The sequence below is a fragment of the Amycolatopsis pretoriensis genome (genome assembly GCF_900107925.1).
In the GTDB taxonomy this organism is placed as follows: Bacteria; Actinomycetota; Actinomycetes; order Mycobacteriales; family Pseudonocardiaceae; genus Amycolatopsis; species Amycolatopsis pretoriensis.
In genome coordinates this window covers 97307-110108 of record NZ_FNUJ01000001.1, presented here as the reverse complement: position 1 = coordinate 110108, position 12802 = coordinate 97307, and the positions used below count along the sequence as shown (strand labels likewise).

The 12802-nt window shown below is 72.1% G+C and carries 16 protein-coding genes; 5 read left to right on the top strand and 11 right to left on the bottom strand.

Features of this window, described 5'->3' with window-relative positions; all coding sequences use genetic code 11:
- Window positions 1-10 precede the first annotated feature (10 nt).
- From BLV96_RS00540 to BLV96_RS00505, 8 genes are read right to left on the bottom strand one after another with little or no spacing between them, the layout of a single operon-like run.
- Entirely contained in the window at window positions 11-679 is a 669-nt protein-coding gene (locus BLV96_RS00540) for a CIS tube protein (protein ID WP_086676444.1), read from the bottom strand.
- Window positions 676-864, bottom strand: a complete 189-nt coding sequence (locus BLV96_RS00535; protein WP_086676446.1) for a putative phage tail protein — start codon at window positions 862-864, stop codon at window positions 676-678. Before BLV96_RS00535 ends, BLV96_RS00540 begins: the two co-directional genes overlap by 4 nt.
- Before the next feature lie 12 nt (window positions 865-876).
- Complete coding sequence (locus BLV96_RS00530; protein WP_208608094.1) at window positions 877-1377, bottom strand: phage tail protein; 501 nt, start codon at window positions 1375-1377, stop codon at window positions 877-879.
- On the bottom strand, window positions 1374-2846 hold the full coding sequence (locus tag BLV96_RS00525; RefSeq protein WP_086676448.1) for a phage tail sheath family protein: 1473 nt from the start codon (window positions 2844-2846) through the stop codon (window positions 1374-1376). Before BLV96_RS00525 ends, BLV96_RS00530 begins: the two co-directional genes overlap by 4 nt.
- Window positions 2846-3304, bottom strand: a complete 459-nt coding sequence (locus tag BLV96_RS00520; RefSeq protein ID WP_086676450.1) for a phage tail protein — start codon at window positions 3302-3304, stop codon at window positions 2846-2848. The genes BLV96_RS00525 and BLV96_RS00520 overlap by 1 nt, the downstream gene beginning before the upstream one ends.
- A 19-nt stretch (window positions 3305-3323) precedes the next feature.
- Window positions 3324-5591, bottom strand: coding sequence for a phage tail sheath C-terminal domain-containing protein (locus tag BLV96_RS00515; RefSeq protein ID WP_086676452.1), 2268 nt, complete (start codon window positions 5589-5591; stop codon window positions 3324-3326).
- 16 nt (window positions 5592-5607) lie between these two features.
- Window positions 5608-6336: a hypothetical protein gene (locus tag BLV96_RS00510; RefSeq protein WP_086676454.1), complete on the bottom strand. Its 729-nt coding sequence runs from the start codon at window positions 6334-6336 to the stop codon at window positions 5608-5610.
- Window positions 6333-6905, bottom strand: coding sequence for a Pvc16 family protein (locus BLV96_RS00505; RefSeq protein ID WP_086676456.1), 573 nt, complete (start codon window positions 6903-6905; stop codon window positions 6333-6335). Before BLV96_RS00505 ends, BLV96_RS00510 begins: the two co-directional genes overlap by 4 nt.
- Window positions 6906-7060: 155 nt before the next feature.
- Between BLV96_RS00505 and BLV96_RS48980 the strand changes: the two genes are divergently transcribed.
- From BLV96_RS48980 to BLV96_RS00490, 4 genes are all read left to right on the top strand, one after another.
- Window positions 7061-7267, top strand: coding sequence for a hypothetical protein (locus tag BLV96_RS48980; protein WP_143050899.1), 207 nt, complete (start codon window positions 7061-7063; stop codon window positions 7265-7267).
- Window positions 7268-7379: 112 nt separating this feature from the next.
- On the top strand, window positions 7380-8105 hold the full coding sequence (locus tag BLV96_RS00500; protein ID WP_208608093.1) for an AfsR/SARP family transcriptional regulator: 726 nt from the start codon (window positions 7380-7382) through the stop codon (window positions 8103-8105).
- A 245-nt stretch (window positions 8106-8350) separates the two neighbouring features.
- On the top strand, window positions 8351-9331 hold the full coding sequence (locus BLV96_RS00495) for a response regulator transcription factor (protein WP_086676458.1): 981 nt from the start codon (window positions 8351-8353) through the stop codon (window positions 9329-9331).
- Between the two features lie 113 nt (window positions 9332-9444).
- A complete protein-coding gene (locus BLV96_RS00490) occupies window positions 9445-10224 on the top strand; it encodes a glycoside hydrolase family protein (RefSeq protein WP_086676479.1) in 780 nt (259 codons plus the stop codon).
- Here BLV96_RS00490 and BLV96_RS00485 read toward each other — a convergent pair.
- Genes BLV96_RS00485 through BLV96_RS00475 form a run of 3 tightly spaced genes read right to left on the bottom strand, consistent with a single transcriptional unit; the run spans window position 10209 to window position 12217 of the window.
- Window positions 10209-10649 (bottom strand): VOC family protein, encoded by a 441-nt coding sequence (locus BLV96_RS00485; protein ID WP_425266160.1) that lies wholly within the window; start codon window positions 10647-10649, stop codon window positions 10209-10211. The genes BLV96_RS00490 and BLV96_RS00485 overlap by 16 nt on opposite strands.
- Entirely contained in the window at window positions 10633-11346 is a 714-nt protein-coding gene (locus BLV96_RS00480; RefSeq protein WP_086676462.1) for an SDR family oxidoreductase, read from the bottom strand. Before BLV96_RS00480 ends, BLV96_RS00485 begins: the two co-directional genes overlap by 17 nt.
- Window position 11347: 1 nt before the next feature.
- Window positions 11348-12217 (bottom strand): DUF427 domain-containing protein, encoded by an 870-nt coding sequence (locus BLV96_RS00475; RefSeq protein WP_086676464.1) that lies wholly within the window; start codon window positions 12215-12217, stop codon window positions 11348-11350.
- Between the two features lie 84 nt (window positions 12218-12301).
- Between BLV96_RS00475 and BLV96_RS00470 the strand changes: the two genes are divergently transcribed.
- A complete protein-coding gene (locus BLV96_RS00470) occupies window positions 12302-12802 on the top strand; it encodes a CGNR zinc finger domain-containing protein (RefSeq protein WP_086676466.1) in 501 nt (166 codons plus the stop codon).

Below are 12802 nucleotides of genomic sequence, written 5' to 3'. Positions count from 1 at the left end.
CGCACACCCCTCACGGCAGCCGGGGCACGGTCAGCACCAGCCCCGGCCGCAGGTCACGGGGATCGGAGATCCCGTTGGCGCGCGCCAGTTCCCGCCACACGTCCGGGCGCCGGTAGACGGCGGCGGAGATGCGGTCCCAGGTGTCGCCGCGGCGCACGACGTAGCTCTTCTCCACCGTCGGCGACGACCGCGGCGGGTCGTTGGCCTGCTCCTTCGCCGGCCGGTACTCCTTCAGGGTCAGGTCGAGCTGGGCCCGCAGCGGCACGCCGTTCTTGGCGAACAGCACGTAGTTCACGTCCAGCTTCTCCACCACGCCGCGGAACACCGTCCTGTCCCAGACGAACTTGACGATCGGCGGCGCGTGCAGCGTGTTCTGCGGCCGCATCAGCTTCCGGATGTTGTCCACATAGGACTTGCGGACGTCGTCGAGCGTGTCGGAGGTGTCCACCAGCGCCTGCACGGTCAGTGACTCGCTGCCGCCCCGGATGTACTGGATGGGCGGTGTTTCGAGACCGGGGATGGTGATCTCGGCGAAGGTGTTGCTCTTGCTCAGCTTGTACTCGGTCGGATTGAACTTCAGCGGGATCCGCTGGGGCACGTCTTGGGGGTTCGCCGGCTGCTCGATCTCCAGGTGCGCGTCGGCGCCCTGGCTCACCAGCGAGAACGGGGTGGCGCTCACCGGCGGCCCCCCGCGTCCCCGAGCCTGCGGTCGTTGTCGCTGCGCTCGGCCCGCGCGCACTCGTCTTCGTACAGCCGTGACCAGGCCTGGATGTGCTTGTTGAACAGGCGTGCGAACAGGGCCCCGTCGTCGCCGTCCACCTGGAACCGCACCTCGAGGTTGTGGATGATCAGGTTCTTGGGCACGCTCTTCCCCTTCTACAGAACGGCCGTCAGGCCCTCGTGGGCGATTTCCAGCTGCTCGATCGCGACCGCGTTCTGCTCGGCGTGCAGGTCCGGGCCGGTCCACTTGGCGGCCAGCCCGCCGTGGAAGATCCACGACTTCGCCGGCAGGCCCGCCTCGTCGAGCATGATCACCGCGCCGTCGCGGCGGGCGCCCAGCGAGTCGTGCAGGCCGGTCTCGTACCAGGACCACAGGAGCCGGTCGCGGACCACGCCGCGCTTGAGGGTGATCGGGTTCCACGAGTGGCGCAGCGGCAGCCGGTGCACCGAGTCGTTGCGCCCGCCCTCGGCGTAGGTCACCACCTCCAGCTGCGCCCCCATGCCCGTGACCTCCTGGAACGCGCCCGCCGCCACGACCTGCAGCAGCAGCGCCTGCGCCGGCGGCAGGTAGACGTCCGCCGGGGCGAGCGTCACGAGGAAGCGGAACTTGCCCAGCGGCTCGTTGAGCGCGAGCAGCTGCTCGACCGGGGTGGTCACCGCTCGATCACCTCCAGGCCGCGGTCCTGGCCGAGCACCAGCCGCAGCGCGATGAACTCCATCGGCACGGCCGGCGCGACGCCGATCTCGCAGACGACCTGGCCGGGGTCCTGTTCCGGCGGGTTGTTGGTCTCGTCGCACACCACGCGGAACGCGTCCTCCGGCCGGGTCCCGGCCAGCGCCCCGGTGCGGAACGCCTCCAGCAGCACCGAAGTGATCGCGCGGACCAGCGACAGCCGCAGCTCCGGGGAGTTCACCTCGAACACCAGCGGCGCGGCGGCCCGCCGGATGGCCCGCACCAGCAGGTGCAGCAGCCGGCGGTGGGCCACGTACAGCCGGCGGGGATCGGCCGACAGCGTCCGCCCGCCCCACACGACCAGGCCGCGGCCGCGCACGCACCGCACCAGGTCGACGCCGGCCTCGAACAGCCGGACCTGCTGCGCTTCCGGGTATTCGACGTCGAGGTCGACGGCGTCCAGCAGCGTGGCGTTCGCCGGGGTTTCGGCGGCGCCGCGCTCGGCGTCGAGCCGCGCGACCAGCCCGGCGACGTGCCCGGAGGCCGGGACGGTCCGCAGCCCGGCGCCGTCCAGCGACGGCGCCCGCAGCGGCGGGTGGTACACCGCCGCCGCGGCCAGCAGCCCCTCGTCGCCGAAGCCCGCCAGCGCATCGGTCCACTCCGCCACTTCGTCCACTGTGGACCGATCCGGCGGGACGTCCAGCAGCACCAGCCGGTCCAGCAGCGGCGCCACGGCGGCCAGCAGGTCCAGCACCAGGCCCGTGTGGTCGTCGCCGGCCAGGTCGGTGCCCAGGTCCGGCAGGGCCACCAGCGCGGGCTCCGGCAGCTCGGCCTGCGTGGTGACGGCGGCCGCGTAGTCCGCGCGGCCCGGCGGGCTGTCCGCGCCCCCGGTGAGCGTCAGGTCCCACGACAGCGAGATCGGCGCGTCCGGCGGGATCGGGTCGCTCCCGCCGACCGGGACCACCCGGATCAGCCGGGACGCGGCGACCCGCTCGACGACCTCCCCGGGCGCCATCCCGGCGAAGACCTCCGCCGGTTCGCCGGGCACGAGCACCCGCACGGTGACCACCGGCGGCCCCGCGACACTGCTGGCCCGGTACCGCACGACGACCCGGCCGCCGTTGGCCCACGTGCCGGGACTGGCGGCCACCACGAGGAAGCCGTCCGTCCACAGTGCACTGGCCGGTTCGGCGGCCCCGGCCACCCGCAGCACCCACGCCGTACGGCCCTCGTTCTCGAAGAACCCGCGCAGCGCGTACGGCGTCGACGACGTGCCGTCCGGCGGACCGAACTCGCCGACGACGTCGTTCCAGCTCTCGACGCGCACGGGCCGGCCGACCGGGCCGCGCCGGGTGCGGCCGAGGAACACGGCCACGTCCGTGCGCAGCGGCTCGGCACCGGTGGCCGCGCGCTCGAAGGTGAGGGAGACGCCGGGAAGCGCCGAGCCGGCCATCACGCGTCGATGCCGAAGCTCTCGACGGCCAGCACGAGCGTCTCCATGGCGATCTCGTTCTTGGTCGCGTTGAACGACGGTCCGGTGTACTTCGTCGGCCAGGCCCGGTCGAAGTTCCAGCGCATGACCTCCTGGCGGTTCTCGTCGAGCATGACGATCGAGCCGGCCGTGCGCCGCACCCGGCCGTCGAGGGCCTCCTTCACCCAGTTCCAGAAGCCGACGTGGCCGGTGACCCCGCGCTTGAACGTCAGCGCGCTCGGGAACTTCTTGAGGCCCACGAGCTTGCGGACGGTGATGTCCTCGCTGCCGGTCCGGTACTCGATCACCGGCATTTCGATGTCGAACCCGCTGGCTTCGGTGAACGACCCGCTCACCGCGACGCCGTCGTCGCTGACGTTGGTCACGATGACCAGGAAGTTATACGCGGCGTACGGGTCGTCCCGCGTCACAGGTGGCATGTCCCTTGCCTTTCAGTGGTCAGACGAGCTGGGGCTCGCGGGTCTTCTGCTGGATCCGGAAGATCACGAACTCCGCCGGGAACACGGGCGCCACCCCGATCACGCAGATGAGCCTGCCGTTGGCGATGTCGTCGTCGGTCATCGTGGAGCGGTCGCACTGGACGAAGAACGCTTCGTCCGCGGTCGTGCCGGCGAGCGCCCCGCTGCGCCAGACGGTGGTGAGGAAGTTCGCGACGGTCTGGCGCACCAGCGCCCACAGGGACTCGTCGTTCGGCTCGAACACGACCCACTGCGTGCCTTCGTCGATCGACTCTTCGAGGAACAGGAAGAGCCGGCGCACGTTGACGTACTTCCACGACGTGTCCGAGGACAGCGTGCGCGCGCCCCAGACCCGCTGGCCGAGGCCGGGGAAGAACCGCAGCGCGTTGATCCCGCGCGGGTTGAGCACGTCCTGGTGCCGCTTGGTGACGTCCTGGGCGATGCCGTCGGTCAGCCGGATGCCGCGGATGACCGCGTTGGCGGGCGCCTTGTGCACCCCCCGTTCGACGTCGGTGCGGGCGTAGATCCCGATGATGTGCCCCGAAGGCGGCGCCTCGACGAACTGGCCGGTCGACGGGTCGTTGACGACCAGCCACGGGTAGTACAGCGCCGCGTACTTGGTGTCGAAGGGTTCCCGGAACGCCTGGATCCCCTCGATGTCGAGGCCGTCCTGCGGGTCGAGGACGGCGAAGCGGTCCTTGAGCTGTTCGCAGTGGGTGACGAGCGCCGATTCGACGGTGCCGGCCCACACGCCCGGGACCGCGCAGATCGCGATCTCGTCGATGTCTTCAAGCGCCACGATGCCGGTGCGCTTGCCGCTCCCGCCGTCGGTGCCGACGAAGTCCCCGACGTCGAGGCCGTCGAACGCGTCGTCGCCGTCGTCGGCGAGGCTCAGCCAGGACCCGCTCGCGGGCGTCGGGAAGTCGGCGGGGTCGCTGCTGGGCTCGCCGATCGTTTCGCCCCGGACCAGTCGTGACTGGCTCGCCAGGGTGCCCGTGACGGTGCCGGGTCCGTCGCCGGTCAGGCGGAGGTTGCGGAAGGTTTCGGTGACCGAGCCGCCGCCCGGGTCGGTGAACCGAGTGTCCACAGTGGACTCGACCAGCCGGAGCCGGGCGGATTCGAAGACCTGCTCCGGGGTGTTCGCGTCGAACGTGACGACGTCGTCCGGCCCGACCGAGCGGATGGTGAGGGTGGTCAGCTTGTCGCCCGTGTCGAGCTGCGTGGCCGCGCCTTCGTACAGCCGGCCGGAGCCGCTGATCCGCAGGGTCGCGCCGGCGCCGGCGTTGGCCAGGCGCACCCGGCGGACCGTGAGGCCGGCCTTCCACGGCGCGTGCGTGGTGCCGTCCGGGAAGGTGAGCGTCACCTTGCCGTCGACCGGCTCCGCGACGGTGACCGGGAACCGCCGGTCGTTGATCAGGACCCAGACGTCGTCGGGCAGCGGGCCCGGGTCGAGCCCGGGCACGGCGTTCACCGTGATCGCCCCGGCGTCCTGCTCGGCGTTGGCGGCGAGCGCGGTGGTGAACAACGGCCCCTCACCCGGATCGGGCAGCACCGGCAGCGACGCGCTCACCGACGGCGAGATCCGCACCTGGACCGCCTTGCCCCACGACCCCGGGCTCGACGCGGAGAACCGCAGGCTCGGTTCGGTGCCCCGGTCACCCAGCTGCACGTAGTCGCCACGGCTGGCCTTGACCGCCGCCGGCAGCCCGGTGCCGAGCGTGACCCGGCCGGTCGTGGCGTTGTACGCGGTGATCGTGACGGTGCCGATCTCGACGTCGTCACCGCCGCGGAAGACGGTGACCGCGTCGGTTCCGGTGAAGCCGATGACGTGCGCGAGCTGCAGGGTGGTGACCCCCGCCGCGGCGTCCTGGGTGATCGCGCTGACCAGGCCGGTGAAGACCTGGCCGGAAGCGGGCTGCGCGGCGCCGCTGGCGACCCGTTTGACGTAGAGGCGCTGACCGCCGTTGTCGAAGAAGCCCTTGACCGCCAGCGGGAACAGCCACCAGCGGCCGCCCTCGGCGGGGTTGTTCGCCCAGGCGTCCCGGATCGCCGGGTCCGGCTCGGGCAGGAACCCGCCGAAGGTCGTCTGGAACTCCAGGAAGTTGGTGACCAGCTTGGGCTTCCCGTCGGTCGGGCCGCGCTGGGTGACCCCGACCATGCCCGCCGTGCTGGTGCTCACCCCCGCGATCGGCCGCGGCCCCGCGTCGACCTCCTCGACGTAGACGCCGGGGCTCAGGTACTCGGGCATGGTTTCAGCTCCTTCTTCACTGCTCGGCGATTTCGATGACGTGCCGGACGTCCCGGCCGGTGGGCAGCCGGACGTCGACCGCCCCGGTCCGCCCCGGCCGCTCGGTCGCGGTGAGGTGGAAGACCTGCACGGGCGGCGGCCCGGCGACCGGCTCGCCCTCCCAGCGCAGCGCGAGCCGGAACACCCCCGCCGCGTCGGTCAGCGTCCGCTCCTGCCAGGCGATCCCGTCGCGGCCCGTGACGCCGCGGGCCTCGACCAGCGCGTTCACGATCGGTGCCCGCGTGGCCGCGTCGAGGACGACGCCGTACACGGTGCGGACGCCGGGCGCGTACCGGAACGCGACGCTCGGCAGCAGCCGCACCACGCGCGGCGCGCTGTCGACGGCGGGCGGCGTGGTGTCGTCGTACGGGGCGGCGACGAACTCCACCCCGGCCACGGCCGCGTCGAAGTCCTCGCCGTCGGCCGGGTACAGCGGCGTGAGCCCGATGGCGCTGAACCGGACGCGGAACCGCTCGGGCCGCGCCCCGGGGCTCCGGCGCCGGCCGAGCTCCGGGTAGGCGATCGCGGCGCTGGGCGTGCGGATCGCCGGCGTGTCCTGCGGGACCCAGACGTTCGCGTCGGGGTCGAAGCGGTCCAGCTCGGTGCCGACGCCGGCGGCCCGCGGGCGCTGGGCGAACTCGTCGAACGGCACGAACCACGCCGGGCTGTGCAGGACCGAGGTCTCCACGGGGTAGAAGCGGGTCATGGCAGCGGCGCCCCGGTGATCGTCCGGCTGCGCACGAGCTTCAGCTCGGAAACGTCGAGGGAGTCCAGGTTGACGACCCGGACCTCGTAGTTCAGCGACAGCCGGTAGGGCTTCTGGATCGCGTACCAGATCCACGACTTCTGGTCGAGCGTCAACGGCGTCAGCGTGAACTGCAGGGCCTCCGTGGTGCCGGCCAGGCTGCCGGTCAGCTCCTCGCCCGCCCAGATCGCGTCGTCGTAGAACGCCTGCAGCGCCCGGCCGATCATCTGGTGCTGGGTTTCCTGGCTGCCGCCCCACGGTGTGATCAGGTACCGCAGCAGCAGCGCCATCGGCGGCTTGCGGCTCGTGGGCGCGTCCGGCGGCAGCGACCGGACCGGCGGCCGGTTGCGCGAAGTCGGGTCTTCGGCGACCTCGTACAGGAACACCGTGAGCGTCGCGCTGCTCGGCCGGTCCTCGAGGTCGCTCAGCACCGCCCTCGGCGGCTCGACCGGGTCGAGGGGGCGCAGGGCTTCGTTGAGCCGGTCCACGATGATCGTCGAAACGTCGGCGACGACGCCGAAATCGCCCATGCCAGTCCTCCCCTGCCTGCCGCGGCGCAGCATCGCAGGGGTGGCGTGGCGGGGCCGCGATCAGCGCGTCGCGCGAGCGTCACCGCGGCGTTCCCGGCCACCGCGTTGACGCCGCGGCGACGCGGTGGTGACAGGTCTGCGCGCATCCTGCGTCGGTGGAGGCTCCCGAGGAACACTCCGGCAGCATGGTCCTTCGTGCCTGGCTGGAAGGCGGCTCGCCCGGCGCGCTGCGCGTGCGCATCCTCTCCACCGTCGGCACGGGCGAGCCGAAGCCGCTCGCGGTGACGTCCGCCGAGGCGGTGCTCGAAGCCGTGCAAAACTGGCTGGACGAGCTCGGATCAGGGCCGATGACGTTTTCGTGACGCCCTGTTGACGCCACCCGTCCGATAATTCGCGTAACGTTTCCCACACGGGTCGCGAATTGCTGTGCGGTGGGGTCGACCCGATCGGTGGCGGGCGTAGGTTGGGGAGCCGATGCGCACTGACGTGACACAGATCGTGACATTGCGGCTGTTGAAGGGATTCACGCTGCTCGTGGAAGACGACCCGGTGACGCTGTCCTTCAGCGCCCAGCGGCTGCTCGCTTTCCTCGCCCTGCAGGACCGCCCGCGCACCCGCACGTACGTGGCGAGAACGCTGTGGCCGGAAGCGACCACGAGCCGCGCCAACGCGAACCTGCGCTCGTCGCTGTGGCGGGCCTCGCGCAGCGGCCACCAGGTCATCGACGCGTCGGTGCACGAAATGGCGCTGGCGGGCAACATCAGCGTCGACATCCACGACGCCGTCGCCCGCGCGCACCGCCTGCTCGACAAGTCCTGCGGGTGCGACGACATCCTCGACCGCCGGACCCGCGACGACCTGTCGGCTGACCTGCTGCCCGAGTGGTCGGACAACGAGTGGGTGCTCATCGAGCAGGAGCAGTACCACCAGCTGCGGCTGTACGCGTTGGAGGCCATGGCGAAACGGCTCACCACGGCGGGCCGCCACGGCGAGGCGGTGGCGGCCGGCCTGGCGGCGGTGCGCGCGGAACCGTTGCGGGAGAGCGCGCACCGCGTGCTGATCGACGCCCACCTCGCGGCCGGTAACCGCGCGGCGGCCCGGCACCAGTACGAGCAGTGCCGCGGGACGCTGCTGGAGGAACTGGGCCTGGAACCGTCGGAGTCGCTGCGCCACCTCCTACCGCACCCGACCGCGCACTGACCGTGATTTCCGGGAATGGTCCGCCGAATCATCCGGCGGCCACTCGCCGAATCACGGCGAATTCGCACGGAATCGGCTCGGCGTGTGCGGGATTCGCATTGAATGGGTTTCCACGGCCGTCCTCCCTCGTTCGGCGGAACCCGTCCACGGTCGCAGGCGCGGCGGCCGCGGTTCCATCGCTCGCGGAGTGAGGGAAAACCGCGCGGGGCCTCATCGCGCGGGCGGACCGGGAGGATGATGACAAGGTGCCCCCTGACGACCCCCGGCTCCGGGTCGACGCCGAGACGACGCTGATCCTGCGGGAGGCGTTCCACAAGATCGACGCCAACTACCGCACCGACCACTACGGCCTCTACGACTACGCCCGGGCCGTGATGAGCAAGATCGTGCCGCTGGACCACTTCTACGTCGGCTTCTTCCACGGCGCGAACCGCGTCCGCTACCCGTACGGCTACGACGGCGGCATGTACACCGATCCGGCGTCGCACACCTACGGGCCGCACGGCCAAGCCGCCTGGCTGCTCAAGCACCGCCAGACCTACCGGATGCAGTACGACAACGGGGCCGCGCTCAACGCCGGGGTCGCCTCGGGCGACACGAGCCGGATGTCCGCCGACGCCGTCACGACGCCGCTGCTGCGCCGCGGCCGCGCGGGCGAGCCGGCGGTGTTCGGCATGATGTCCATGCAGAGCTACCGGCCGCGCACCTTCGACGACAACTCGGTCCGCGCGTTCGAGTGGCTGGCCGACCTCGTCGCCCGCGTGCTGACCGCGGAGGCCGAAAACCTCGACGCGCTGCGCCGGCTGCCCGCCGACGTCGGCGGCGCACCGCCGCTGGTCACCGCGGACCACATCGTCGAGTTCCTCTCGTCCCGGGTGGCCGACGTCCGGCAGCGGGCCCAGGACGCCCTGGCCTTCCCGGACACCGGCGCCCTGCGCGAGGCCCTGCGGCGCATCGTCACCGACTGCCAGCAGCTCCAGTCCGACCTCGTCGAGCTGACGCTCAACATCGACAACGGCCCCGAAGAACGGTTTCGGTCGCTCACCGCGGCCGAACAGGGCGTGGCGGTCCTGCTCGCCAGCGACCTGCCGAACGAGCGGATCGCCCGCGAGCTGGGCATCAGCCCGCACACCGTCAAGACGCACGTCCGCAACATCCTGGCCAAGTACCGGATGAGCGGCCGGGCCGCCGTGGCCGACGACGTCCGCAAGCACCTGGCCCGCTGATCGGGCACGGCCGGTTCCCCCGCGCACCCCGGCTGCCGCCGCGATCTTGCCGCCCGCGGGCGCCCGGGGTTATCCAGGATGTCCCGCCGACCGAGGAGCGCCTCGTGAAGAAGATGCTCGCCATCGTCGCCGTCGTCCTGCTCGCCTTGGCCGTCCCCGCGGCCGCGGCCACCGCCAAGAAGGGCGTCAGCGCCAACCCCTACGCCGGTGCCGCCACCGCGCTCAAGGACGTCGGAGCGCGCTGGTTCTACACGTGGGCGGCCGATCCGCAGGGCATCGCGGTGCCGGCCGGCACCGAGTTCGTGCCGATGATCTGGGGCCGGGACTCGGTCACGCAGGACCAGCTCGACCGCGCGAAGGCGGCGGGCAACACCCTGCTGGCCTTCAACGAACCCGATCTGGCGGGCCAAGCGAGCATGCCCGTCGAAACCGCCCTCGACCTGTGGCCGCGGCTGCAGTCCACCGGCCTGCGCCTCGGCGCGCCCGCGGTGGCGTACGGCGGCGACGTCGCGGGCGGCTGGCTCGACCGGTTCATGAGCGGCGCGGCCGCGCGCGGCTACCGCGTCGACTTCATCCCGCTGCACTGGTACGGCGGCGACTTCTCGACGGCGGCGACCGGGCAGCTGCAGTCGTACCTGCAGAAGGTGCACGACCGCTACCACCTGCCGATCTGGCTGACCGAGTACGCCCTCATCGACTTCTCCGGTTCCACCCCGCGCTACCCGTCGTCCGCGCAGCAGGCGGACTTCGTCACCCGCTCGACGGCGATGCTGGAGGGGCAGTCGTACGTCGAGCGGTACGCGTGGTTCTCGCTGTCGACGTCGACGTCCCCGACCGGGCTGTACTCGGGGACGACCCCCAACGCGAGCGGGGTCACCTACCGGGCCAGGTGACCGCGTTCCTGGACGGTCCACCTGTTGCCGTCCGGGTCGGCGAAGCCGAAGAAGCTCGCGTAGTCACGCCGGTCCGGGTCGGTGCCGGGCGCGAAATCCCCTTGCCAGTCCGCGGACTTCTTGTGCCGCAGCCCGCTCACCGGCACGCCGCGGCCGGCCAGTTCCGCGTGGGCCGCTTCGATGTCGGCGACCACCAGGTAGTGGTCCCGCGCCGAGCCGGGGACCGCGGTGGTCAGGCCGACGCCGAGCTGGATGGACGCCGCCGACCCCGGCGGGGTCAGCTGGACGACCCGGAAACCGGCGTGCGGCGCGTAGTCGACGTCGAGGCCGAAGCCCACCTGCTCGGTGTAGAACCGGACCGCCCGGTCGACGTCGGCGACCGGCAGCGTGACGACCTCGAGCCGGAACTCAGACAAGGGACTCACCCCCGTCGACGCCGAGCGAGACCCCGGTCAGGAAGGTGCTGCCGAGCGCGAACACCACGGCCTCGGCGACCTCCTCGGGCCGCCCGACCCGCCGCGCCGGGCTGGTCGCCGCGCGACTGGCGAACAACGCCGCCTTCTTCTCGGCCCCGAGTGCGTCGTAGGCGCCGGTGTCGATCGTGCCCGGCGAGACCGCGTTCACCCGGATCGGCGCCAGCTCCACCGCGAGCCCGCGGGTCAGCGCGTCGACCGCGGCGTTCGTGGCGCCGACGGCGAGCATGCCGGCGGCGGGCTTGCGCGCCGACGAGCCCGAGAAGAACACGAACGAGCCGTCCTCGGGCAGCCGGGGCGCGAAGTGCTTGGCCAGCAGCAGCGGACCGAGCACCTTGACGTCGAACGACCGGAGCACGACGTCGTGGGCGAGGTCGCCCACCGCGCCGCGGGCCCGGGCCGACGCCGTCGAGACGACGTGGTCGACCCGGCCGAGCCGTTCGGCGAGCGCGGCGACGGAGGCTTCGTCGGTCAGGTCGACGGTGGCCGCCGTGACGCCCGGGTCGTCGTAGGCGGCGGCCAGCGCGCTTTCGTCGCGGCCGGCGACCACGACGCTCGCCCCGGCGTCGCGGACGGCGAGCGTCACCGCGCGGGCGATCCCGCTGCCGCGGCCGACGACGAGCACTCTGCGGTCCGTCAAGGCGGTCATCTCAGTTCCCCTTCCGGAGCAGCAGTTCGTCGGGGTCCAGGCCGCGGTCGACACCGTGCGGGGTGACGGTCTGGCCCGGTTCGAGCGCCAGCTTGCGGCCGTCGAGCGTCACGTCGACGACGTCCGGCTCGAACGACACGAACCCGGACACCCGCTCGACCTCGGGCCACGCCTCGGGGTACGACCAGGCCGCGCGCTTGCCGGCGCCGATGTCGAAGTAGCCGGCCAGGCCCTTGTACGGGCAGAAAGTCTCGCCCTCGACCGGCGTCAGCGCCGTCATGTCGATGTCCTCGCGCGGCACGTACCAGCGCGGCGCGAAGCCGGATTCGTAGAGCACGACCGGCCGCCGGGTCTCGGCGACGACGCGGTCGCCGTCGCGGACGACGAGGTGGCGCGAGGTCTGCCGGATGTCGATGCGGTGGTACGGGTCGGCCGCGTGCCCGACGATCCGCTCGTCCTCCTCGTAGAAGGCGTCCATCGCCCGCCAGGCGAAGGCGACGCGGTCGCGCAGGACGTCCGCGTGCCCGGGCAGCCCGGTGTATCGCCAGGCCGCGCGTGGCGCCTCCCGGTCCCCCGCCCGGACGGTGAACCACTCGGTCGGGCCGAGGTCGCGGTGCGTCGTCGTCCGGTTCTCGGCGGCGAGCACGTCGTCGCGGACGTCGGCGACCGGGAAGTACGCCACCGGGTAGCGGCCGGGCTCGTGCAGCAGGACGACGTCCTCGCTGTCGGCCACCCATTCGCCGCCGAACCGCACGCGCATCCGCCGCCGCAGCGGCTCGGCGAACAGCAGCCGCTCGGGCAGCGGCTGTTCGACCAGGAAGTGCCCCACCGCCCGCGTGGCCAGTGGTCCTTGCTGCCAGGCCAGTCCCATCGTCCTAACCTTTCTAATAGACTTTGATGGTTAGACATACAAGCACTGGTACTGTAACCTGTCAAGCATGAGTTTGGAGGTTAGATGACCGACGAGACGCTGCTCCTGGACCTGCTCAACACGACCCCGGTGCGCGACGGGGTCCCCGCGGACGACCTGGCCGACCCGGAGGCGGGCCGGGAGTGGCTCGCCTCCCACGGGCAGCCGGCCACCGGCGATGAACACGAGGCGCTGCTGCAAGCGCGGGCCGTGCTGCAGGCGATCGTGCGGGGGCAGGACGTCGCGGCGGCCGCGGCCCGGTTCGTCGACGACGTCAGCTACCGGGCAGCCTTCGGCGACGACGGCGTCGAGTGGGTCCTCGACGTCCCGGCCGGGCGGTCCGCCGCCGCGCGGGCCGTCCTGGCCTGGGACGAGCTCGCCAAGTCGAGCCCCGGCCGGCTGCGCCCGTGCGCCAACCCGGAGTGCCGGCTGTTCCTGATCGACCACAGCAAGCCCAACAGCGCCCGCTGGTGTTCGATGGCCGTGTGCGGCAACCGCATGAAGGCCCGGCGCCACTACCAGCGCTCCCGCACCGCGGCCGACTGA

Bases quoted from the DNA above. Each gene is read 5' to 3' on its own strand.
- BLV96_RS00525 (WP_086676448.1), bottom strand. From the start codon at position 2,846: ATGGCCGGCTCGGCGCTTCCCGGCGTCTCCCTCACCTTCGAGCGCGCG.
- BLV96_RS00520 (WP_086676450.1), bottom strand. From the start codon at position 3,304: ATGCCACCTGTGACGCGGGACGACCCGTACGCCGCGTATAACTTCCTG.
- BLV96_RS00515 (WP_086676452.1), bottom strand. From the start codon at position 5,591: ATGCCCGAGTACCTGAGCCCCGGCGTCTACGTCGAGGAGGTCGACGCG.
- BLV96_RS00510 (WP_086676454.1), bottom strand. From the start codon at position 6,336: ATGACCCGCTTCTACCCCGTGGAGACCTCGGTCCTGCACAGCCCGGCG.
- BLV96_RS00505 (WP_086676456.1), bottom strand. From the start codon at position 6,905: ATGGGCGATTTCGGCGTCGTCGCCGACGTTTCGACGATCATCGTGGAC.
- BLV96_RS00500 (WP_208608093.1), top strand. From the start codon at position 7,380: ATGCGCACTGACGTGACACAGATCGTGACATTGCGGCTGTTGAAGGGA.
- BLV96_RS00490 (WP_086676479.1), top strand. From the start codon at position 9,445: ATGCTCGCCATCGTCGCCGTCGTCCTGCTCGCCTTGGCCGTCCCCGCG.
- BLV96_RS00480 (WP_086676462.1), bottom strand. From the start codon at position 11,346: ATGACCGCCTTGACGGACCGCAGAGTGCTCGTCGTCGGCCGCGGCAGC.
- BLV96_RS00475 (WP_086676464.1), bottom strand. From the start codon at position 12,217: ATGGGACTGGCCTGGCAGCAAGGACCACTGGCCACGCGGGCGGTGGGG.
- BLV96_RS00470 (WP_086676466.1), top strand. From the start codon at position 12,302: ATGACCGACGAGACGCTGCTCCTGGACCTGCTCAACACGACCCCGGTG.